The organism is Halomonas sp. (assembly GCF_033549285.1).
In the GTDB taxonomy this organism is placed as follows: domain Bacteria; phylum Pseudomonadota; class Gammaproteobacteria; order Pseudomonadales; family Halomonadaceae; genus Halomonas.
Genome location: NZ_JAWSUJ010000055.1, coordinates 1 through 20,957, shown reverse-complemented (window position 1 = coordinate 20,957; position 20,957 = coordinate 1). Strand labels below are relative to the sequence as shown.

Below are 20,957 nucleotides of genomic sequence, written 5' to 3'. Positions count from 1 at the left end.
CGCTCCCGGCTAGCCGCCCAGGAAGCTCTTGGCGACTTCCGGGTCGGCCAGCAGGGCGGCGCCGGAATCGGTGAAACGGTTCTGGCCGGCGGCCAGCACGAAGCCCCGGTCGGCGATGGCCAGGGCCTGCTTGGCGTTCTGCTCGACCATCAGGATGCCCACGCCGGCCGAGTTGACCAGCTTCACCTGCTCGAAGATCTCGTTCATGTAGAGCGGCGAGAGGCCGGCGGTGGGCTCATCGAGCAGCAGCAGGCTGGGCTCGGCCATCAGCGCGCGGCCCATGGCCACCATCTGGCGCTGGCCGCCGGAGAGCTCGCCGGCGGGCTGGTGGCGCTTGTCATGGAGCGGCGGGAAGAAGTCGTAGACCTGCTTGAGCATGCGCTTGACGTTGCCGGGCTTGAGGAAGGCGCCCATCTCCAGGTTCTCCTTCACCGTGAGGCTCGGGAAGACGTTCTTCTCCTGGGGGACGAAGCCCATGCCCTTCTGCACCAGCCTGTTGGGCGGCAGGTTGTGGATCGGCTCGCCACGCAGCAGGATCTCGCCCTGGCTGACGTGGAGCAGGCCGAAGATGGCCTTGAGCATGGTGGACTTGCCGGCGCCGTTGGGGCCGACGATCACGCCGATCTCGTCGGCCTCGATGGCCATGTCCACCCCGTTGAGGATGTTCATGCCGCCGTAGCCACCATGCACGTCGCGTGCGTCGAGTAATGGCATTGTCAGACGTTCTCTGCGTTCTTTCTCGTTGTTGGAAAGCGCTGGAATGCGCTGGCCGGGTGCCTGCCCGCGGGCGGCGACTCCCCGTCAGGACGCGGAGCCGAAGTAGGCCTCGATGACCTGTGGGTCGTTCTGGATCTCCTCGATCGAGCCCTCGACCATCACGCTGCCCTGGGCCAGCACGATCACCGGGTCGCAGAGGCGGGCGATCATGTCCATGTCGTGCTCGATGACCAGGAAGGTGTAGCCCATCTCGCGGTTGAGCCGCTCGATGTTGGTGACCAGGTCGCCGAGCAGGGTGCGGTTGACCCCGGCGGCGATCTCGTCGAGCAGCACCACCCGGGCGTCGGTCATCATGGTGCGGCCGAGTTCCAGGAGCTTCTTCTGGCCGCCGGAGAGGTTGCCGGCCAGTTCGTTGCGCACATGGTGCAGGCCGATGAAGTCGATCACCTCCAGGGCGCGGCGACGCACCTCGGCCTCCTGCATCGTCACCAGGGAGGGCTTGAACCAGGCGTTGAACAGGCTCTCGCCGGCCTGGGCCGGCGGCACCATCATCAGGTTCTCCAGGGCGGTCATGTGGGAGAACTCGTGGGCGATCTGGAAGGTGCGCAACAGCCCCTTGTGGAACAGCTGATTGGCGGGGCGGTTGGTGATCTCCTCGCCGTCGAGCAGCACCCGGCCACTGTCCAGCGGCAGGGCTCCGGCGATGATGTTGAACAGCGTCGACTTGCCGGCCCCGTTGGGGCCGATCAGGCCGGTGATAGAGCCCTGCTCCACCTGGATCGAGCAGTCGTTGATGACCCTGAGGCCACCGAAGGCCTTGTGGACGTGCTGGACGTCGATGATGGCTGCCATGTGGGGTTCCGTCGGTTGTTGTTCTTACAGCTCCTGGCTGTCGTCGGCCAGGAAGGTGCGGCCGGCGGCGAAGGCGCCGACGATCACCACGGCGCCGATGGCCGGAATGAGGTAGCCCTCCACCTGCGGGATGCTGCGCAGGAAGACGAAGGCGACCGCCGCGGGCGCCACGAAGCGCACCAGGAAGCGCCAGATGCGGAACCAGCGCTCGTTGGTGCGCATCTCCTTCATCACCTCGCTGTGGGTCAGCGCCCAGCCGGCGAAGAGCGCGATCAGAAGGCCCCCCAGCGGCATGAAGATGTTGGTCAGCAGTTCGATGAAGTCGAAGGCGCTGCGCCCGAAGAGGGCGTGGAAGAGGGTGCCCTCGGCCCAGAGGTTGAAGCTGAGCACGGTGAGCAGCCCCAGCGCCCAGCTGGCGATGACCATGACCGCCACGGCCTGGGGCCGGGTCATGTCGAAGCGCTCGACCAGGAAGGCCGCCACCGGCTCGATCAGCGAGATCGACGAGCTGATCGCCGCCCCCAGCACCAGGATGAAGAAGGCCCCGCCGACCAGCGCCCCGCCGGGCATCTCGGCGAAGGCCAGCGGCAGGGTGACGAACATCAGCCCCGGCCCCTCGCCGGGGTCGAGCCCGGCGCCGAAGACTAGCGAGAAGATCGCCAGGCCGGCGACCATGGCCACCGCGGTGTCGACCACGGCGATGGAGAAGGCGGTGCGGGTCAGCGAGGCCTCGCCGGACATGTAGGCGCCATAGGCCATGATCGCGCCCATGCCCAGGCTCAGGGTGAAGAACGACTGGCCCATGGCCTGCAGCCACCCCTCCAGGCTGAGGTCGGCGAGGTTGAAGGTGAACAGGAAGCCGGCCGCCGCGCCGAAGTCGCCGATGATGGCGCCGTAGCCCAGCACCACCAGCAGGATCACGAACAGCGAGGGCATCAGCACGCGCAGCCCGGACTCGATGCCCTTGTGGATGCCGAGGCCGACGATCAGCGCCGAGGCGGCGATGAACAGGGTGTGGTAGAGCGTCAGCAGACCGGGCGAGGCGAGCAGGGCATCGAAGCTCTCTCCCACGCCGGCGGCATCCACGTCGACCATGCTGCCGGTGAACATCAGCCCGGTGTAGTGGATCGCCCAGCCGGCGATCACCGAGTAGAAGCTCAGGATCAGGAAGGCCGAGACCGCGCCCAGCCAGCCGATCGACTCCCAGGCTCGTGAGGTGTTGTGGGTATGGGTCAGGAAGCGCATACCCATGATCGGGCTGCGGCGGCTGCTGCGTCCCAGCATGATCTCGGCGATCAGGATGGGAATGCCCACCGCGAAGATGGTCAGGGCATAGACCAGGATGAAGGCCCCGCCGCCATTCTCGCCGGTGAGGTAGGGGAAGCGCCAGAGGTTGCCGAGCCCGACGGCCGAGCCGACGGCGGCCAGCAGGAAGGTGCCCTTGTGGGTCCAGACGTTGTGCGTGCTCATGGGGATCCAGGATTGCCTTGGTGGGCCTTGTGGGCCTGTCGCCCCAACTTTGCGGCACAAGGCCCCTTCCTGGCTAGTCGACCTGCGTTTAGGGGCCGTTGGCGACGGGGATGGTATCGGCGCGCGCGATCACTCCCCGTCGTCTTCCGGGGCGCTGGGTTCGGGCTCCAGGGCGCGGCAGGCATCCGGCAGGCGGACCGTGTCGCCGAGGGCGAGCTTGCCGTGGGACTTCATGCGCCGGCCGTTGTCGGCGGCGATCAGCGCCGCCACCTCGCCGATGCTGGTGCCGTCGACCCAGGCCTCCACCTTGACCCGGACGATGACGCCTTCATAGCGGGCCGAGAGGATGTCGCCGGGCCGCGGCTCGACGAGCTGCTCGGGGTGGCTGGCGAAGTGTTCCAGCACGCTGTCGCGGCCAGGGTCGTCCCACTCCACATGCTTGTGCATCTCGGGGCTCCTTCTTGGGGGGAATCCAGCCTCCAGCATAGCCGCCGAGACCGGGAACGGCAGCACGCCGCGGGCGGAAACGACAGAGCCCGCCGGGGGCGGGCTCTGGGAACGGCACGGGAAGCGGACCTTACTTCTTGCCGGCGCGCTTGCGCTCGTTCTCGGTCAGGTGCTTCTTGCGCAGGCGGATGTGGTGCGGGGTGATCTCGACCAGCTCGTCGTCATCGAGGAACTCGATGGCCTGCTCGAGGCTGAACTTCACCGGCGGCGTAAGCACGATGTTCTCGTCGTTGCCCGAGGCACGCATGTTGTCGAGCTTCTTGCCCTTGGTGGGGTTGACCACCATGTCGTTGGCCCGGTTGTTGATGCCGATCAGCATGCCCTCGTAGACCTCGGTGCCGTGGTCGATGATCAGCTTGCCGCGCTCCTGCAGGGCATAGAGGGCATAGGCCAGGGCCTTGCCGGAGACCATGGAGACCAGCACGCCGTTGCGACGCTCGATGGAGGCATCGGGCTTGAGCGGGCCGTAGTGGTCGAAGCGGCTGGTGAGGATGCCGGTGCCGGAGGTCAGGGTCAGGAACTGGCCACGGAAGCCGATCAGCCCGCGGGCGGGGATCATGAAGTCCAGGCGCACGCGGCCCTTGCCGTCCGGGTTCATGTTGATCAGCTCGCCCTTGCGATAGCCGAGCTCCTCCATGATGGCGCCCTGGTGCTGCTCCTCGCAGTCGATGATCACTTCCTCGTAGGGCTCCTGCTTCTCCCCGTCGATCTCGCGGATGATCACCTCGGGGCGGCCCACGGCGAGCTCGAAGCCCTCGCGGCGCATGGTCTCGATCAGCACCGAGAGGTGCAGCTCGCCGCGACCGGAGACCTTGAACTTCTCCGGGGTCTCGCCCTGCTCGACGCGCAGCGCCACGTTGTGGATCAGTTCCTGCTCGAGCCGGTCCTTGATGTTGCGGCTGGTGACGAACTTGCCGTCCTTGCCGGCGAAGGGCGAGTCGTTGACCTGGAAGCTCATCGAGACGGTGGGCTCGTCCACGGAGAGCGCCGGCAACGCCTCGACGGCGGCCGGGTCGCATAGGGTGTCGGAGATCGCCAGGTTGTCGATGCCGGTGATGCAGACGATATCGCCAGCGGTGGCCTCGTCGGTCTGCACGCGCTCCAGGCCCATGTGGGTCATCACCTGGCCGATCTTGCCCTTGCGGGTGTTGCCTTCCTTGGTGATGACGGTGACCTGCTGGTTGGGCTTCACCGAGCCGCGGGTGATGCGGCCCAGGCCGATGACGCCGACATAGCTGTTGTAGTCCAGCGCGGAGATCTGCATCTGGAAGGGGCCGTCGAGCTCGACCTTGGGCGGCTCGACGATGTCGACGATGGACTGGAACATGGGGGTCATGTCCTCGGCCAGCTCGTCGGGGTCCGGCCCGGCGATGCCGTTGAGCGCCGAGCAGTAGATGATCGGGAAGTCGAGCTGGTCGTCGCTGGCGCCGAGGTTGTCGAAGAGGTCGAAGATCTGGTCGATGACCCAGTCGGGGCGGGCGCCGGGGCGGTCGATCTTGTTGACCACCACGATGGGCTTGAGGCCCTGGTCGAAGGCCTTCTGGGTGACGAAGCGGGTCTGCGGCATGGGGCCGTCGACCGCGTCCACCAGCAGCAGCACGGAGTCGACCATGGACATGACGCGCTCGACCTCGCCGCCGAAGTCGGCGTGTCCCGGCGTGTCGACGATGTTGATGTGGTAGTACTGGCCGTCGGGGGCCTGCCAGCGGATTGCCGTGTTCTTGGCCAGGATGGTGATGCCGCGCTCCTTCTCCTGGTCATTGGAGTCCATGATGCGCTCCTGCCCCTCGGCCTTGCGGTCGAGCGTGCCGGACTGGCTGAGCAGTTTGTCGACCAGGGTGGTCTTGCCGTGGTCGACGTGAGCGATGATGGCGATGTTGCGAAGGTTATCGATCACGACGGGATCCTGCTGACAAAATTGGGGGCGCATTATAGGGGCAGGGCGATGACGGCTACCAGCGTTGTCGCCGGGAATCTTGCGGTGCCACGGGATATCAGTGGCTTGGGAGGCTCCGCGTGGCCGCGAGGTCGGCCGCGGCTCAGGCCACCACGGCAGTGATCCTGGCCTGGCAGGCATGCAGGCGCTCGATCAGGTCGGGCAGGGCCTCGGCGTCGAGTGCCGGGTCGCAGCCACCGATGCGCTCGAACCAGGCCCGCGAGACACAGAGGGTGTCCGCGGGCGTCCGGTGGCGCAGGCGTTGCCAGAGCTGTGCCAGCCGGCTGGTGCTCGAGGTGGTCAGCACCACGGCATCCCGGCTGTGCTTGTCGATATCCTCCAGCGCCTTCGTCAGCCAGCCGACGGGGATGGTGCGTCCCCGGGCCGGGAACAGCAGCGCCTGCCCCTGGCAGTGGGCCACGGCCGTGTTGAGGCGATCCCCCAGCGGGGTGCCCTCGGTGGCCACGATGCGCACGTCATGTCCACTCGCCAGGCGCAGCAGTCGCGGGTCCTCGGTATCGTCGGCGAGCACCACTTCCAGGCGCAGGTCGCGTCGCTGGCGGAGCGGCCTGAGGGCTGCCAGATGGCGGGGGAGGCCGGCACCCGCGGCACGGGCATCGAGGAGGATGCTGCAGACGATCATGCTCGTGCCGGCTCCAGTGTCAGGTCGTGCGCGGGTCGGACTGAAAGGACGCCATCTCCGGAACCCGCGCCATCGCCGGCCGGCGCCACCATGTAAGTGAGTGTAGTTTTTGGTTGTGAAGCGTATCAATTAGGCGACGGACTGATATTTCTGTGCGCGAATCATGACCTGCCGGCCGCCTCGGGCATGAGGTGCGCCATCAGCGGGCAAGGGGGCGACGAAGCGCTCAAGCATGGTGCGAAAGGGTGGCTTTGTGCACCATTATGATGCGAACAGGAGGCTGGCTTCCCGGCTTCCCGGGTCACCATGGGAATGCTGGTGCAGGAAGGGATTCGGAAGTCAGGCTTGAAAGCCTAGTTGAATCAAATGGATACGGGATGGGTGGGCGGAAACGGTGCAAGGTTGGCACGCTGCCTGCATTGTTCCGGGCAGTGCCATGTTCGTGCATGGCGGTCGTGGGCAGCGCTGCCGCGGCATGCTACAACACGTGCTGGGATCGCCAGCGCCATTGCATTACCTCAGCCCAACCTTTCGAGCCTAGCTCACAGTGGAGGACATCATGTCTGCCAAGACTCTCGCCCTGATTGAAGAACATGACGTGAAGTGGGTCGATCTGCGCTTCACCGACACCCGCGGCAAGGAGCAGCACGTCACCATCCCCGCCCGTGACGTCGACGAGGAATTTTTCGAGAACGGCCAGATGTTCGACGGTTCCTCCATCTCCGGCTGGAAGGGCATCAACGAGTCGGACATGATCCTGCGCCCGGAGGATGGCACCGCCTTCCTCGACCCCTTCACCGAGGACGCCACCCTGGTGCTGCGCTGCGACATCATCGAGCCGGCCACCATGCAGGGCTACGAGCGTGATCCGCGCTCCATCGCCAAGCGCGCCGAGGCCTACCTGCAGTCCTCCGGCCTGGGCGATACCGCCTTCTTCGGTCCCGAGCCCGAGTTCTTCATCTTCGACGAGGTGCACTGGAAGTCCGACATCGAGGGCTCCATGTACAAGATCACCTCCGAGGAGGGGGCCTGGTCGACCGACCGTCCCGTCGAGGGTGGCAACCTGGCCCACCGTCCGCGGGTCAAGGGCGGCTACTTCCCGGTCCCGCCGGTGGACAGCTTCCACGACATCCGCGGCGCCATGTGCAACACCCTGGAGGCCATCGGCCAGTCCGTCGAGGTGCACCACCACGAGGTGGCCAACGCCGGCCAGAACGAGATCGGCGTGAAGTTCAACACCCTCGTGAAGAAGGCCGACGAGGTCCAGGAGATGAAGTACGTGATCCACAATGTGGCTCACGCCTACGGCAAGACGGCCACCTTCATGCCCAAGCCGCTGGTCGGCGACAACGGCAGCGGCATGCACGTCCACCAGTCCTTCTGGAAGGAGGGCGTCAACCAGTTCGCCGGTGACGAGTACGCCGGCCTCTCCGAGATGGCGCTCTACTACATCGGCGGCATCATCAAGCACGCCCGCGCCCTGAACGCCTTCACCAACGCCTCCACCAACTCCTACAAGCGCCTGGTGCCGGGCTTCGAGGCGCCGGTGATGCTGGCCTACAGCGCCCGCAACCGCTCCGCCTCGCTGCGCATCCCCTACACCGCGAGCCCCAAGGGCAAGCGCGTCGAGACCCGCTTCCCGGACCCGACCGCCAACCCCTACCTGGCCTTCGCGGCGATGCTGATGGCCGGCATCGACGGCATCAAGAACAAGATCCACCCCGGCGACCCCATGGACAAGAACCTCTATGACCTGCCGCCGGAAGAGGGCAAGGCCGTGCCGACCGTGGCCCACAGCCTCGACCAGGCCCTGGAGGCGCTGGATGCCGATCGCGCCTTCCTCACCGAGGGCGGGGTGTTCACCGACGAGATGATCGATGCCTACATCGAGCTGCTCAGCGAGGACGTGGAGCGTATCCGCATGACCACGCACCCGATCGAGTTCGACATGTACTACAGCTGCTGATCGCCGGCGACCGAGCGCCCGGACCTGCGGGTCCGTCGTGGCTCGCCGCCACCCGCGTTGAGCGAAGCAGGGGTTCCGCCATGGCGGAACCCCTTTCTTTCGTACACTATCCAAGGAAAGGATGATGCAATCTCATGGCCGTTGCCGTCGGGCGGCGGTGACGACGCAGGGGGTAGGCATGAACAAGGCACTCGTGATCCTGGCGCTGGGGCTCTCGGTCAGCCTCGCGGCCCAGGCCCAGACCATCTATCGCACCACCGATGCCCAGGGCAATGTGGTGTTCACCGACAACCCGGAGCGCGGCGGCGAGGAGGTCGATCTCAAGCCGCTCACCGTGGTGCCCGGTCGCGGCGAGGTCCGCGGGGCCGGTGCGCCGGCCGTGGTCGACGATGGTGGCAGCGGCAGTGGCGGGGGGGCAGCCGCCGGGCCGGGGCAGCCCTTCATGCCCTACGACAGCTTCGGCATCCTCTCGCCCCGCCAGGAGGAGACGCTGCCCACCGGGGCCGCCGGCAACGTCCAGGTGACCCTGGGCATCCAGCCGGACCTGCGCGAGGATCATCGGGTGCGCCTGCTGGTGGACGGCCAGGTCAGCCAGACGGCCATGCACACCGATACCTTCATGCTCAACAACCTGAATCGCGGCGAGCATGTGCTGCAGGCCGAGCTGCTGGATGCCAGCGGTGCGGTGCGCCACCGCACGTCGCCGGTGACCCTCTACGTGCAGCGGGCCAGCGTCAACCTGCCCCAGAACCCCAACAATCCGGCCAGCAATTAGCTTCCCCTTCGCCGGCCACATCGGCCGCTGTGTCCGGACGGCACCCACAGGCCCTGTCGCGAGCCCCTGCCTCGCGACGAGGGTCGCCTCGATGCCTTCGAACATGCCGACCGGGTGAGCGAGGGCAGCGCCTTCGAGCACCTGGAGCGGTTGCGCGACGACGCTACCTCACGCTACCCCGATGACGAAAAGGCGTGGCCGGCAACCCCGCCCCATCGCCACCCACCTCGTGCCTTTCCGCCCCCGGAGGGGCGCTGACCCTCCTGCTCGACGTTCTCCCGCGGCACGACATTGGGCGTTCGGCACTTCCCTGCACTAAAGTGGTGCACAATATCGGTGCGCCCCTGCCCCGATACGGCGCCATGTCGTGCCCCATGGGGTGGCGCACTTCTTGCAGGAGCTTCTTGCAAAAGCTTCTTGCAAAAGCTCTTTGCATCAGCTGCTGAAAGTGCCTCCCGAGGGAGGCCACCACCGGACCGGTCAGGATTTCCCCATGTACCAACGCTTGATGGAACACCTCACCACGGCGGTGCTGCTGCTCGATGGCGAGCTGCGGCTGCGCTGGATGAATCCTGCCGCCGAGGCGCTGCTGGCGATCAGCCTGAGTCGCCTCAAGGGGTTGCCCCTGCCCTCCCTGGTGGACGGCGGATCCGAGGTCGGCGAGCTGCTGGCCAAGGCCCGTGACGAGTTTCACCCCTTCACCCAGCGCGAGGCGCGCCTGACCCTGGTCACCGGCGAGGTGCTGACCGTCGACTATACCGTCTCGCCGCTCTCCGCCGATGAGCTGCTGCTGGAGGTGGAGCCCCGCGACCGGCTGCTGCGCATCTCCCGGGAGGAGGCGCTGCAGACCCGCCAGGAGACTATCAAGGTGCTCGCCCGGGGGCTGGCCCACGAGGTCAAGAACCCGCTGGGCGGCATCCGCGGCGCGGCCCAGCTGCTGGAGCGCGACCTCGACGATCCCGGGCTGAAGGAGTTCACCCGCATCATCATCGAGGAGGTCGACCGGCTGCGCGACCTGGTCGACTCCATGCTGGGACCAAACCGGATGATTCGCCACGAGCCGCTCAATATCCACAAGGTGCTGGAGCGGGTGCGCTCGCTGCTGATCGTCGAGCAGCCCGGGGTGTGGATCGAGCGCGACTACGACCCCAGCCTGCCGGACCTCTCCGGGGATGAGTCGCAGCTGATCCAGGCCGTGCTCAACGTGGCGCGCAATGCCATGGAGGCGATGATCGAGGCCGGTGTCGCCTCGCCGCGGCTCACCCTACGCACCCGTGCCCGCCGCCAGTTCACCCTGGGCGCCGAGCGCCACCGGCTGGTCTGCGAGGTAGCGATCATCGACAACGGCCCGGGCATTCCCGAGTCGTTGCGCGAGACCCTCTTCTACCCGATGGTTTCCGGCCGCGCCGAGGGCAGCGGCCTGGGGCTCTCCATCGCCCAGTCGATCCTGCACCAGCACCAGGGTCTGATCGAGTGCGACTCCGAGCCCGGCCATACCCAATTCCGACTGCTGATTCCGCTGGAGAAGCACCATGACTGATGTCGCTCGCGTGGTGGTCGTCGACGACGATCGCGCCATTCGCTGGGTGCTGGAGCGTGCCCTGGCCCAGCCCGACCTCGAGGTCGAGACCCTCGACCGGGCCGACCGTGCCCTGGAGCGCCTGCTCGAGGCACCGCCGGACGTGCTGGTCACCGATATCCGCATGCCGGGGATAGACGGCCTGGACCTGATGGCCAAGGTGCGCGAGGTCCATCCGGAGCTGCCGGTGATCGTGATGACGGCCCATTCCGACCTCGACAGCGCCGTGGCCTCCTACCAGGGCGGCGCCTTCGAGTACCTGCCCAAGCCCTTTGACGTCGACGAGGCCCTGGCCCTGGTGCGCCGCGCCGTGGCCCACGCCCGCGAGCGGCGTCGTCCGGTCAGCGTACCCGAGGGGCTGGATGCCGAGATCATCGGCGAGGCCCCGGCCATGCAGGAGGTGTTCCGCGCCATCGGCCGGCTGTCGCACTCGCACATCACGGTGCTGATCAACGGCGAGTCGGGGACCGGCAAGGAGCGGGTGGCCCGGGCGCTGCACCAGCACAGCCCGCGGGCCGGCAAGCCGTTCATCGCCCTGAACATGGCGGCGATCCCCAAGGACCTGATCGAGTCGGAGCTGTTCGGCCACGAGAAGGGCGCCTTTACCGGCGCCACCGCCCAGCGCCAGGGGCGTTTCGAGCAGGCCGACGGCGGCACCCTGTTCCTCGACGAGATCGGCGACATGCCCGCCGAGACCCAGACCCGCCTGCTGCGGGTGCTGGCCGACGGCGAGTTCTACCGGGTGGGGGGCCACACCTCGGTGAAGGTGGACGTGCGGATCATCGCCGCCACCCACCAGAACCTGGAGACCCTGGTGGAGGACGGGCGCTTCCGCGAGGACCTCTTCCACCGCCTCAACGTGATCCGGGTGCATCTGCCCCGGCTGTCCGAGCGCCGCGAGGATATTCCGCGGCTGGCGCGCCACTTCCTGGCCGAGGCGGCCAAGGAGCTCGCCACCGACGTCAAGGTGCTGACCCCCGAGGCCGAGGCGCACCTCACCCGCCTGCCCTGGCCGGGCAACGTCCGCCAGCTGGAGAATACTTGCCGCTGGCTCACGGTGATGGCCTCCGGCCGCGAGGTGCTCGTCGAGGACCTGCCACAGGAGCTGCGCGAGCCCGGGGCCACCCAGGGCAACGCCGGCGACTGGCGCACCGCCTTCCGCGACTGGGCCGACCGGGCGCTGGCCGCCGGCCACACCCACCTGCTCGAGGAGGCGGTACCGGACTTCGAGCGCATCCTGATCGAGACGGCGCTCAAGCACACCGGGGGGCGCAAGGGCGAGGCCGCCGAGCTGCTGGGCTGGGGGCGCAATACCCTGACGCGTAAGCTCAAGACCCTGCTGCCGGCGCTGGCCGACGGGGAGTGAGGAGGTGGGGGCGCAATACCCGCTCTCTTGAAGGGCAGGCAAACTGAAGACGCTGCTGCCGGCGCTGGCCGATGGGGAGTGAGGAGGTGGGGGCGCAATACCCGCTCTCTTGAAGGGCAGGCAAGCTGAAGACCCGGCTGCCGGCGCTGGCCGACGGGGAGTAGGCTTGGTTCCAAGCCGCCAAGCCGCCAAGCCGCCAAGCCGCAGGGCGTCGCGTTCAATGGCCGGGACGCTCTGCGTGGAAGCATGATTCGAAGCCATCGTGGCCCGCTGCGGAGGGTGAGCGAGCCGTGACGGCCTGGGACGAAAGGCGCATTGTTGTGCGTGACGGCGCTGCCGTAGCGTCGATGCATAAGCCCCCCTTTCATCCAGCAGGACGCCCCATGTCCGCTTCACCCGAAACGCTTCCGACGCATGTCCAGGTCACCGAGGTGGGCCCGCGCGACGGCCTGCAGAACGAGCCTGTGCTGCTCCCCACCGCGGACAAGGCAAGGCTGGTCAGGGCCCTGGTGGCGGCAGGCGTCAGGCAGTTCGAGCTGACCTCCTTCGTCAGCCCACGGGCCGTGCCGGCACTGGCCGATGCCGCCGAGCTGGTGTCGGCCGTGCGCGATATGCCGGATGTGAACTTCTCCGCCCTGGTCCCCAACCTGCGCGGTGCCGAGCGGGCCCTGGACGCCGGGGTCGACTCGGTCGTGCTGTTCGTCTCTGCCTCGGCGACCCACAATGCCAAGAACGTCAACTGCCGCATCGAGGACTCCCTGGCGGCCTTCGAGCAGGTCGCCCGCCGCCTGGAGGGCAGCGGCATCGAGGTCCGCGGCGCCATCGCCACCGCCTTCGGCTGTCCCTTCGAGGGGGAGGTCGACGTCCGCGCGGTGGGGCGTATCGCCCGCCACTTCGCCGACCTCGGCGCGACCCGGCTGTCGCTGGGCGATACCACCGGCATGGCCACCCCGCCGCTGGTCACCGAACGGGTCCGTCACCTGCACGAGGTCGTCCCCTCGCTGTCGCCGACCCTGCACTTCCACAACACCCGCGGCATTGGCCTGGCCAACGTCATGCAGGGACTCTGGCTGGGCGTCGACCGCTACGAGAGCTCCATCGGCGGGCTCGGCGGCTGTCCCTTCGCCCCGGGGGCGTCGGGCAACATCGCCAGCGAGGACCTGGTCTACCTGCTCGACGAGATGGGCATCGAGAGCGGCATCGACCTCGAGGGCCTGATCGAGGCCGGCCGGCTGGCCACCCGCCTGATGGGGCGGCCGCTCCCCGCCCAGGTCTCCAGGGCCGGGCCGCGCCTTGCCCTGGGCGACTGCTCCGCCGTTCCCACCGCAAGAGGCTGAGGATGTCCGACCACCCATCTCCCGCCGCAGGGTCCCTCGCGGGGATTCGCGTCATCGACCTGACCCGGGTGATCTCCGGCCCCTTCTGCACCCAGATCCTGGGCGACCACGGGGCCGAGGTGATCAAGGTGGAATCGCCGGGGCGCGGCGACGTCGTGCGCTCCCAGGGCAACATGGTCAATGGCTTCAGCTGGTACTTCGCCCAGTTCAACCGCAACAAGCGCTCCATGACGCTGGACCTTCGCCAGGAGGCGGGCAAGGCGGTGCTTCACCGACTTCTCGAGAATGCGGATGTGCTGGTGGAAAACTTCCGGCCCGGCGTACTGGCGAAGATGGGCTTCGATGACGAGACCCTGCGGGCACGGTATCCGCGGCTGGTGGTCGGGCGCATCAACGGCTTCGGTTCCACCGGCCCCTACCGCGACCGCCCGGCCTATGACTTCATTGCCCAGGCCATGAGCGGCTTCATGGGCGTCAATGGCCCGGCCGACGGCGAGCCCATGCGGGCGGCCCCGCCCATCAGCGACATGGTGGCCAGCCAGAACCTGGCCTTCGGCATCTGTGCCGCCCTGGTCCGCCGGGAGCGCAGCGGCCAGGGGGATATCGTCGAGACCGCCCTGACCAACGGCCTGATCGGCATGATGGGCTACCTGGCCGCGGAGTTCTTCGCCACCGACCGCGTGCCGGCGCGTACCGGCAATGACCACCCGATGCTCTATCCCTACGGCCTGTTCCGGGCCAGCGATGGCGAGGTGGCCATCGCCCCCAGCAACGACGCCATGGTGGAGCGCCTGCTCAGGGCCCTGGGGATGCTGCACCTGCTCGACGACGAACGCTTTGCCGACAACGCCCGGCGCATGGCCAACCGGGAGGCACTGCGCGCGTGCCTGACGGCGATGACCGAGACACGCAGCGTCGACGCCTGGATCGACCACCTCAACCGGGCCGGGGTGCCCTGCGGACGCGTCCACGACCTGCGCGAGACCTTTGCGGACCCGCAGGTCCAGGCGCAGCAGATGCGGATCGAGCTCGACCAGGGCGAGCTCGGCCGGATTCCCGTGACCGGCTTCCCGGTGAAGATGCAGGAGGCGCCGGCGGCGGTGCACCATCCCGTGCCCCGTCTTGGCGAGCACACCCGTGAGGTCCTGGCGGAGCTCGGCTTCGATGATGGCGAGTTGAAGGCCCTGGAGGCGCAGGGCGTGATTTGAACCTAGGCTGCAGAGGGTCCCGGGCCCGGTGGGGCTCGTGGCCAGGACAACAGTCGCTATAACAACAGTCGTTATAACAACAACAGGAGGATCAACGAGATGCCAACCATGAAGCACGCCACGCGGGGGCTTGCCGCCTCGGCCCTGCTGGGCCTCGGCCTGGTCACCAGCATGCCCGGCCACGCCCTGCCCATCGGCGAGTGCATCGCCCCGGCGGACCCCGGCGGCGGTTGGGACTTCACCTGTCGCTCGGTGGGCAAGCTGCTGCTCGACCTGGAGCTGACGGACGGCCCGGTGCAGGTCACCAACATGCCGGGCGGGGTGGGCGCCGTGGCCTTCGCCAACGTTGCCAGCAACCGTGCCGATGACAGTGACCTGATCGTCGCCACCAGCACCGTGGGGGTCACCCAGATCGCCCAGGGCAGGTATCCCGGCGGTGCCGACACCATGCGCTGGCTGGCGATGCTCGGCACCGATGTGGGCGTCATCTTGGTCGACGACGAGAGCGAGTACCAGAGCCTCGAGCAGCTGCTCGAGACCCTGGTCGAGGATCCAGGGGCCCTGGCCATGGCCGGCTCCAGCGGGGCCGGCGGCTGGGACCATATCCGGGCGCTGATGCTGGCCAAGGAGGCCGGCATGCCGGACGACCAGATCGGCAGCCTGCGCTGGGTGCAGTTCGACGGGGGTGGCCCCGCCGTGACCCAGATGATGGGCGGCCACGTGGATGTGGTCTCCACCGACCTGGGGGAGATCGCCGGCTTCATCGAGTCGGGGGACGTGCGCGTGCTGGCGGTGCTCTCCGAGGAGCCGCTGCCCGAGCCCTTCGCCGACCTGCCCACCGCCGCCTCCCAGGGCTATGACGTGGCGGGCTATAACTGGCGAGGCTTCTACACCGGCGGCGAGGTCTCCGACGAGGACTACACCGCCCTGGTGGAGGACCTCCAGGCGCTCTACGACAGCGACGAGTGGAAGGAGGTCGCCCAGCAGAACGGCCTGGTCCCGCTGTGGCGTGGCGGTGACGAGTTCGATGCCTTCGTCCGCGAGTCCATCGACGAGGTCGAGGCCATTTCCCGGGAGATCGGGGTCATCCAGTGAGCGAGCTCCTGCAGGACGACGCCGGGCGGGTGCCCGGCGTCATCGGTGATCGCATCGCCGGGGTCCTGCTGCTGGTGCTGGCGGTGGGTGCCTGGTGGCTCTCCCACGACCTGGAGTCTGGCTTCATGCAGCCCATCGGGCCGGGGGAATACCCGCGCCTGATCAGCCTGCCCCTGGCGGCGCTGTCGCTGCTGCTGATCCTGCGTCCCGGCGTCAACCAGCGCTGGCCGGGTCGCGCCGTCCTGCTGCGCCAGGCGCTGACCCTGCTGGTGTTGGCGAGCTTCGCCGGCCTGGTCAAGCCGCTCGGCTTCCTGCCGGCCTCCCTGGTGGCGGTGGTGCTGCTGGTCCGCCTGTTCGGGGCAGCCTGGAAGCCCGCCCTGGTCAGCGGCGCCGTGCTCGCCCTCGCCCTCTATGCGCTGTTCGAATTCGCCCTCGGAATCCCGCTTCCCGACATGCCGGGCCTGGACTGGTAACGCCGCGACATGGATATCCTCGCCTTCCTCGCCCAGGGCTTTGCCGTGGCCCTGGAGCCCCAGAACCTCTTCCTTGCATTCATCGGCTGTGTCATCGGCACGCTGATCGGCGCGCTGCCCGGCCTGGGGCCGGTCAACGGCGTGGCGCTGATGATCCCGCTCTCCTTCAACTTCAGCCTGCCGGCCACGGGCGCGCTGATCCTGCTGGTCAGCGTCTACTACGGCTGCATGTATGGCGGACGCATCAGCTCCATCGTGCTCAACATCCCCGGCGACGAGCCGGCCATGATGACCACCCTGGACGGCTATCCCATGGCCCTGCAGGGGCGTGGCGGCGAGGCGCTGGGGCTCTCTGCGGTGGCCTCCTTCGCCGGCGCCGGGGTGGCGACCCTGGGACTGGCGCTGTTCGCCCCCCTGCTGGTCCAGTTCGCCATCCGCTTCGGCCCGGCGGAGTACTTTGCCCTCTTCGTGCTGGCCTTCGCCACCATCGGCGGGGTGACCGGCGGCAGCCTGGTCAAGAGCTTTATCGCCGCCTTCCTGGGGCTGCTGCTGGGCAGCGTCGGCATCGATGCGGTGAGCGGGGTGCCGCGCTACACCTTCGGGCTCTACGAGCTCTACGACGGCATCGACTTCATCGTTGCCCTGGTGGGGCTGTTCGCCATCTCGGAGTGCCTGATCTACCTGGAGGACATCCGCGGCACCAGTCGCCCGACCCTGAGGCTCGGCTCGGCGATGCCCGGCGTGCGCTCCGCCGGCCGCTGTGCGCCGACCATCGCCCGTGGCTCGCTGATCGGCTTCGTTGCCGGGGTGCTGCCCGGGGCCGGCGCGGCGCTGGGCAGCTTCCTCGCCTACATGCTCGAGAAGCGCTGGGTGGGGCGCGACGGCAGCTTCGGCCAGGGGGACCCGCGCGGCGTGGCGGCGCCCGAGGCCGGCAACAACGCCGCCGCGGGCGGGGCACTGATTCCCATGCTGTCGCTGGGCATCCCCGGCAGCGGCACCACGGCGATCCTGCTGGCGCTGCTGCTGTCGATGAACATCACCCCGGGGCCGCTGCTCTTCGAGCAGCAGCCGGAGATGGTGTGGGGGCTGGTGGCGGCGCTGGTGATCGGCAACTTCGTGCTGCTGGTGCTCAACGTGCCGCTGGTGAGCCTGTTCGCCAGGGTGCTGCTGGCGCCGGGCTGGTTCCTGATGCCCCTGGTGGTGATGGTGGCCTTCGTCGGCGTCTACTCGCTCAACAACAGCGCCTTCGACCTCTACATGATGCTGGGCTTCGGGGTGCTGGGCTATGCGCTGCGCAAGCTGGAGATCCCCACGGTGCCGGTGGTGCTGGGCCTGCTGCTGGGCGGGCAGATGGAGTTCAACCTGCGCCGCGCCATGGCGATCTCCGGCGGCGACTGGAGCATCCTGTGGAGCAGCGGCATCTCGGTGGGCATCTACCTCTTCGCCGTCACCCTGATCGTTGCCGGCCTGGTCTACTCCTGGCGGATCAGGGGCCGCCTCGCCTAGGCCGGGCTGGGCGCCGGCGCCCGGGGCTGCCAGAATGGGCCATCCAAGGAGAGAACGCCCATGACGCAGATGAGCTGGGAGCGGCTGCTCGACCCGGGTCGCCTGCACGACCGGCGCGGCGAGCGCCCCGGCGGCGGCCGCGACGAGATCGGCCGCAGCCCCTTCCACAAGGACCACGACCGCATCGTCTTCGCCGGATCCTTCCGGCGCCTGGGGCGCAAGACCCAGGTCCACCCGCTGACCGATAACGATCATATCCATACCCGGCTGACTCACTCCCTGGAGGTGGGCTGCGTGGGACGCTCGCTGGGGATGATCGTCGGCGAGCGACTGAGTGGCCGGCTGCCCGACTGGATCACCCCGGCAGACCTGGGGGTGATCGTCCAGGCCGCCTGCCTGGGCCACGACATCGGCAACCCGCCCTTCGGCCATGCCGGCGAGTACGCCATCCGCGACTGGTTCGCCCGCGCCGCGGCCGATGGCAGCGGCCTGCTGGAGGGGCTCTCGGCGCCCGAGCGCCAGGACCTGCTCACCTACGAGGGCAACGCCCAGGGCTTTCGCATCGTCACCCAGGTGGAGTACAACCAGTTCCGCGGCGGCATGCGCCTGACCACGGCGACGCTCGGCACCCTGCTCAAGTACCCCTGGACCGTGGAGCACGGCGGGGCGGCCGGCAAGTTCGGCTGCTACCAGAGCGAGCGCGAGCTGCTGGCGGAGGTGGCCGAGCGGCTGGGCCTGCTGCCCCGCGGCGTGGGGCGCTGGTGCCGTCACCCGATGGCCTGGCTGGTGGAGGCCGCCGACGACATCTGCTACGCGCTGCTCGACCTGGAGGATGGCCTGGAGATGGGCATCCTGCGCTACGAGGAGGTGGCCGGGATCCTCATCCAGATCGCCGGCGGCGAGCCGACCGACTATGCCGCCATGCAGCGTCACGGGGTCTCCCAGCGGCGGCGCATCGCCGCGCTGCGCGGGGCGGCCATGGAGCGGGCGGTGAACGACGTGGGGGCGGTGTTCGTGCAGCACGAGGCCGAGCTGTTGGGCGGGCGCCTCAAGGACGACCTGCTGGAGCTCTGCCACCCGGACCTGGGCTGGGGGGTGAAGGCGGCCAAGCAGCTGGCCCGGGAGCGGATCTTCCAGAACGAGCGCAAGGCCAAGCTGGAGATCGGCGCCTACACGACCCTGGGCATCCTGCTGGAGGCCTTCATCGGGGCGGCCCATGAGCTGCACCACCATGGGCGCTCCACCTTCAAGCACCAGCGCGTGCTGGCGCTGATCGGCGAGAACACGCCGCGCCCCTCCTGGAGCCTCTACGACAGCTACCGGCGGATGCTCGACTTCATCGGTGGCATGACCGACCACTACGCCGTGGACCTGGCCCAGGAGATGGGCGGCCGGCTGCGGGGGGATTGAGCATGCGCGCCTGGTGCCGGCCGCTGCTGGGCCTGGCGGCGGCCCTGCTGGCCAGCCTCGCGCTGGCACAGGAGCCTCTCGAGGGGCTTCCGGGCGAGGGGTTCGACCACTACACCCTGGCGCTGACCTGGCACCCCGGCTTCTGCGCGAGCCGCTCACGCCCGCCCCGGGAGTGCCGTGAACCGGACCTGCGCGAGGGGGGCGAGCGGGGCTTCGTGCTGCATGGCCTCTGGCCCTCGTTGCCTGAGCGCTTCGCCGCGCGTGGCGTCGACCGGCGCCGCTGGTGGCGCGAGGGCTGCTTCCTCGAGACGCCGCGGCCCGACGGCAGCTTCTGCCGCGCCCATCCGCCCCTCGACCTGCCGGGACCGCTGGGGAAGGCGCTGGACGCCGCCATGCCGGGGCGCGCCAGCTGCCTGGACCGCTACCAGTATGCCAAGCACGCCGCCTGCCTGGCGCTGCCCGAGGCGGGGTACTTCTCGGCCTCGGTGGCGATGCTGGAGAGGGTCAACGCCAGTGCCTTCGCGGCCTTCGTGACCCTCAATCAGGGCGGCGAGGTGGGGCGCAATGCGCTGATCAATGCCTTCGAGGCGGCCTTCGGCGAGGACACGGGGCGTGCACTGCGCCTGGAGTGCCGCGGGCGCGGCAATCGCCTGCTCACCGAGGTGCGCATCGGCATCGATGCCGCCCGCCTGGCGGCGTTCCCGGCGGCCGAGAGCCTGGTGCGCCAGGATCGCGGCCGCTGCGCGACCCGGGTGCGCATCGCCACCTTCGACTGATCAGACCGAGGGGCCCGCCAGGGGCGGCAGGTCCAGCAGGCTGGCGCGATGGCGCAGGGCCGTGATCACGGCGTCGTGGGTGGCGTCGTCGACCTCGCCGAGCCGGGTCGCGGTGAGCCGCCTGGCCAGGTCGCCGCCACTCACCACCAGCAGGTCGTCCGGCGCCTGGCTGGTGTCGATCTCCCAGCCGGGCAGGGCCAGCACGCCCTTGACCGGCACCGGACCGCCGACCTGGTGCTCGAGCCAGCCGGTCAGCCAGCGCGTGGCCTGGCGGGTCTTGCGCAGCGGCCGTCGCTCACTCCAGCCCGGGAAGCGCAGGCGGTCCGGCTCCACGGCGACCAGGTTGACCTCGCGGCCGCCGGGGGTGATGGCAGGGGTGCGGGCGCGGGTCTCGACTACGAAGATGCCGTGGGGGGTGACCGCCACATGGTCGATGGTATAGCCATCGCCGGGCACGTCGTGGAAGACGTAGTAGGGGTGCGCCTCGGGGCGGATCAGCCGCTCGAGCTCCTGGCCCACGGCGAGCTCGCTGGCCAGTCCCAGCTTGAGCCGGCGGATGCGCTGGAAGTCGCGGATCAACAGGAAGCAGAACACCAGCGCCAGCAGGGTGCAGAGCGCGCCGTAGAGCGCCCACTCGATCCAGTCCTGCTCGCTGGAGAAGAGCATGCGGCCCATGCCGTAGACCAGCGGCGCCAGGGTGACGATGGGGCCCAGGGCGCCGTCGAGGAAGAGCCCGGCGAAGGCGCGGTCGAGGCGGTCGCGCAGGGCCTGACCGGGCTCGCGCAGCGGGTGGGCGTCGAAGGGCGAGCGTACCCGGGCATCGTGCAGGTTGCGCAGCGCCACCACGATCACCGCGGTGGCCGCCAGCGGGAACAGGAAGATCAGCGGGAGCAGGTATTCCAGCCAGGCCATCGGGATTCCTTGCCCTGAAGGGGAAGCGTCCATTCTAGACAACCTCCCCCTCGCGGGGCCATGCTCTTTCGGCGTGGCAGACGAGGGGCAGGCGAGGAACGAGCGATGGGGTGTGAGGAGGCAGGCGTGAGACAGGCGACGACAGCGACACCGGCCCATGACCTCGAGGCGCTCGCCGACTTCGTCGCGCGACACCCCCGGCTGGCGGTGCTGACCGGCGCCGGCATCAGCACCGCCAGCGGCATTCCCGACTATCGCGACGACCGCGGCGACTGGAAGCGCCCGCCGCCCATGCAGCACCAGGTGTTCATGGCCAGCCATGCGGCGCGCCAGCGCTACTGGGCACGGGCCCTGGTGGGCTTTCGTACCCTGCAGGAGGCCAGGCCCAATGCGGCCCACGAGGCCCTGGCGCGGCTCGAGGCGCTGGGC

Annotated in this window: 19 protein-coding genes; 12 read left to right on the top strand and 7 right to left on the bottom strand. The window is 68.7% G+C overall.

Annotation, left to right across the window (positions count from 1 at the left end; translation table 11 throughout):
- Positions 1-9: 9 nt before the first annotated feature.
- The 6 genes from SCI24_RS13100 to SCI24_RS13075 form a co-directional block, all read right to left on the bottom strand.
- A complete protein-coding gene (locus SCI24_RS13100) occupies positions 10-714 on the bottom strand; it encodes an ABC transporter ATP-binding protein (RefSeq protein ID WP_318725799.1) in 705 nt (234 codons plus the stop codon).
- Between the two features lie 87 nt (positions 715-801).
- On the bottom strand, positions 802-1,569 hold the full coding sequence (locus SCI24_RS13095; RefSeq protein WP_318725798.1) for an ABC transporter ATP-binding protein: 768 nt from the start codon (positions 1,567-1,569) through the stop codon (positions 802-804).
- A gap of 24 nt (positions 1,570-1,593) precedes the next feature.
- The gene (locus SCI24_RS13090) at positions 1,594-3,039 is read right to left on the bottom strand and encodes a sodium-dependent transporter (RefSeq protein WP_318725797.1); all 1,446 of its coding nucleotides are present in this window, start codon (positions 3,037-3,039) and stop codon (positions 1,594-1,596) included.
- 129 nt (positions 3,040-3,168) lie between these two features.
- A complete protein-coding gene (locus SCI24_RS13085) occupies positions 3,169-3,486 on the bottom strand; it encodes a hypothetical protein (protein ID WP_318725796.1) in 318 nt (105 codons plus the stop codon).
- A gap of 130 nt (positions 3,487-3,616) precedes the next feature.
- Positions 3,617-5,443, bottom strand: a complete 1,827-nt coding sequence (gene typA, locus SCI24_RS13080) for a translational GTPase TypA (RefSeq protein ID WP_318725795.1) — start codon at positions 5,441-5,443, stop codon at positions 3,617-3,619.
- A 142-nt stretch (positions 5,444-5,585) separates the two neighbouring features.
- Positions 5,586-6,125 carry a glycosyltransferase gene (locus tag SCI24_RS13075; protein ID WP_318725794.1) on the bottom strand — a complete coding sequence of 180 codons (540 nt, stop codon included), beginning with the start codon at positions 6,123-6,125 and terminating at the stop codon, positions 5,586-5,588.
- A 559-nt stretch (positions 6,126-6,684) separates the two neighbouring features.
- Between SCI24_RS13075 and glnA the strand changes: the two genes are divergently transcribed.
- From glnA to SCI24_RS13020, 11 genes are all read left to right on the top strand, one after another.
- Positions 6,685-8,091 carry a glutamate--ammonia ligase gene (gene glnA / locus SCI24_RS13070; RefSeq protein WP_318725793.1) on the top strand — a complete coding sequence of 469 codons (1,407 nt, stop codon included), beginning with the start codon at positions 6,685-6,687 and terminating at the stop codon, positions 8,089-8,091.
- Positions 8,092-8,269: 178 nt separating this feature from the next.
- Positions 8,270-8,866, top strand: a complete 597-nt coding sequence (locus tag SCI24_RS13065; RefSeq protein WP_318725792.1) for a DUF4124 domain-containing protein — start codon at positions 8,270-8,272, stop codon at positions 8,864-8,866.
- A 493-nt stretch (positions 8,867-9,359) separates the two neighbouring features.
- Complete coding sequence (gene glnL, locus SCI24_RS13060) at positions 9,360-10,406, top strand: nitrogen regulation protein NR(II) (protein ID WP_318725791.1); 1,047 nt, start codon at positions 9,360-9,362, stop codon at positions 10,404-10,406.
- Entirely contained in the window at positions 10,399-11,811 is a 1,413-nt protein-coding gene (gene glnG / locus SCI24_RS13055; RefSeq protein WP_318725790.1) for a nitrogen regulation protein NR(I), read from the top strand. Before glnL ends, glnG begins: the two co-directional genes overlap by 8 nt.
- Before the next feature lie 383 nt (positions 11,812-12,194).
- Positions 12,195-13,148, top strand: coding sequence for a hydroxymethylglutaryl-CoA lyase (locus SCI24_RS13050; protein ID WP_318725789.1), 954 nt, complete (start codon positions 12,195-12,197; stop codon positions 13,146-13,148).
- A 2-nt stretch (positions 13,149-13,150) separates the two neighbouring features.
- The gene (locus SCI24_RS13045) at positions 13,151-14,356 is read left to right on the top strand and encodes a CoA transferase (RefSeq protein ID WP_318725788.1); all 1,206 of its coding nucleotides are present in this window, start codon (positions 13,151-13,153) and stop codon (positions 14,354-14,356) included.
- 99 nt (positions 14,357-14,455) lie between these two features.
- Entirely contained in the window at positions 14,456-15,451 is a 996-nt protein-coding gene (locus SCI24_RS13040) for a Bug family tripartite tricarboxylate transporter substrate binding protein (protein ID WP_318725787.1), read from the top strand.
- The gene (locus SCI24_RS13035) at positions 15,448-15,924 is read left to right on the top strand and encodes a tripartite tricarboxylate transporter TctB family protein (protein ID WP_318725786.1); all 477 of its coding nucleotides are present in this window, start codon (positions 15,448-15,450) and stop codon (positions 15,922-15,924) included. The genes SCI24_RS13040 and SCI24_RS13035 overlap by 4 nt, the downstream gene beginning before the upstream one ends.
- Positions 15,925-15,933: 9 nt before the next feature.
- Complete coding sequence (locus tag SCI24_RS13030; protein ID WP_318725785.1) at positions 15,934-17,430, top strand: tripartite tricarboxylate transporter permease; 1,497 nt, start codon at positions 15,934-15,936, stop codon at positions 17,428-17,430.
- A 60-nt stretch (positions 17,431-17,490) separates the two neighbouring features.
- A complete protein-coding gene (locus SCI24_RS13025; protein WP_318725784.1) occupies positions 17,491-18,840 on the top strand; it encodes a deoxyguanosinetriphosphate triphosphohydrolase in 1,350 nt (449 codons plus the stop codon).
- A gap of 2 nt (positions 18,841-18,842) precedes the next feature.
- Positions 18,843-19,616 (top strand): ribonuclease T2 family protein, encoded by a 774-nt coding sequence (locus SCI24_RS13020; protein ID WP_318725783.1) that lies wholly within the window; start codon positions 18,843-18,845, stop codon positions 19,614-19,616.
- Here SCI24_RS13020 and SCI24_RS13015 read toward each other — a convergent pair whose 3' ends face one another.
- The gene (locus SCI24_RS13015) at positions 19,617-20,528 is read right to left on the bottom strand and encodes a nuclease-related domain-containing protein (RefSeq protein WP_318725782.1); all 912 of its coding nucleotides are present in this window, start codon (positions 20,526-20,528) and stop codon (positions 19,617-19,619) included.
- Positions 20,529-20,654: 126 nt separating this feature from the next.
- On the opposite strand from SCI24_RS13015, the gene SCI24_RS13010 reads away from it, so the two are divergent.
- The coding region (locus tag SCI24_RS13010) for a Sir2 family NAD-dependent protein deacetylase (RefSeq protein WP_318725781.1) at positions 20,655-20,957 on the top strand (303 nt) is incomplete at its 3' end.

Bases quoted from the DNA above. Each gene is read 5' to 3' on its own strand.
- SCI24_RS13065 (WP_318725792.1), top strand. From the start codon at position 8,270: ATGAACAAGGCACTCGTGATCCTGGCGCTGGGGCTCTCGGTCAGCCTC.
- SCI24_RS13015 (WP_318725782.1), bottom strand. From the start codon at position 20,528: ATGGCCTGGCTGGAATACCTGCTCCCGCTGATCTTCCTGTTCCCGCTG.
- SCI24_RS13045 (WP_318725788.1), top strand. From the start codon at position 13,151: ATGTCCGACCACCCATCTCCCGCCGCAGGGTCCCTCGCGGGGATTCGC.
- SCI24_RS13025 (WP_318725784.1), top strand. From the start codon at position 17,491: ATGACGCAGATGAGCTGGGAGCGGCTGCTCGACCCGGGTCGCCTGCAC.
- glnL (WP_318725791.1), top strand. From the start codon at position 9,360: ATGTACCAACGCTTGATGGAACACCTCACCACGGCGGTGCTGCTGCTC.
- SCI24_RS13100 (WP_318725799.1), bottom strand. From the start codon at position 714: ATGCCATTACTCGACGCACGCGACGTGCATGGTGGCTACGGCGGCATG.
- SCI24_RS13020 (WP_318725783.1), top strand. From the start codon at position 18,843: ATGCGCGCCTGGTGCCGGCCGCTGCTGGGCCTGGCGGCGGCCCTGCTG.
- SCI24_RS13095 (WP_318725798.1), bottom strand. From the start codon at position 1,569: ATGGCAGCCATCATCGACGTCCAGCACGTCCACAAGGCCTTCGGTGGC.
- SCI24_RS13075 (WP_318725794.1), bottom strand. From the start codon at position 6,125: ATGATCGTCTGCAGCATCCTCCTCGATGCCCGTGCCGCGGGTGCCGGC.
- glnA (WP_318725793.1), top strand. From the start codon at position 6,685: ATGTCTGCCAAGACTCTCGCCCTGATTGAAGAACATGACGTGAAGTGG.
- SCI24_RS13050 (WP_318725789.1), top strand. From the start codon at position 12,195: ATGTCCGCTTCACCCGAAACGCTTCCGACGCATGTCCAGGTCACCGAG.
- glnG (WP_318725790.1), top strand. From the start codon at position 10,399: ATGACTGATGTCGCTCGCGTGGTGGTCGTCGACGACGATCGCGCCATT.
- SCI24_RS13085 (WP_318725796.1), bottom strand. From the start codon at position 3,486: ATGCACAAGCATGTGGAGTGGGACGACCCTGGCCGCGACAGCGTGCTG.
- SCI24_RS13030 (WP_318725785.1), top strand. From the start codon at position 15,934: ATGGATATCCTCGCCTTCCTCGCCCAGGGCTTTGCCGTGGCCCTGGAG.
- SCI24_RS13040 (WP_318725787.1), top strand. From the start codon at position 14,456: ATGCCAACCATGAAGCACGCCACGCGGGGGCTTGCCGCCTCGGCCCTG.
- SCI24_RS13090 (WP_318725797.1), bottom strand. From the start codon at position 3,039: ATGAGCACGCACAACGTCTGGACCCACAAGGGCACCTTCCTGCTGGCC.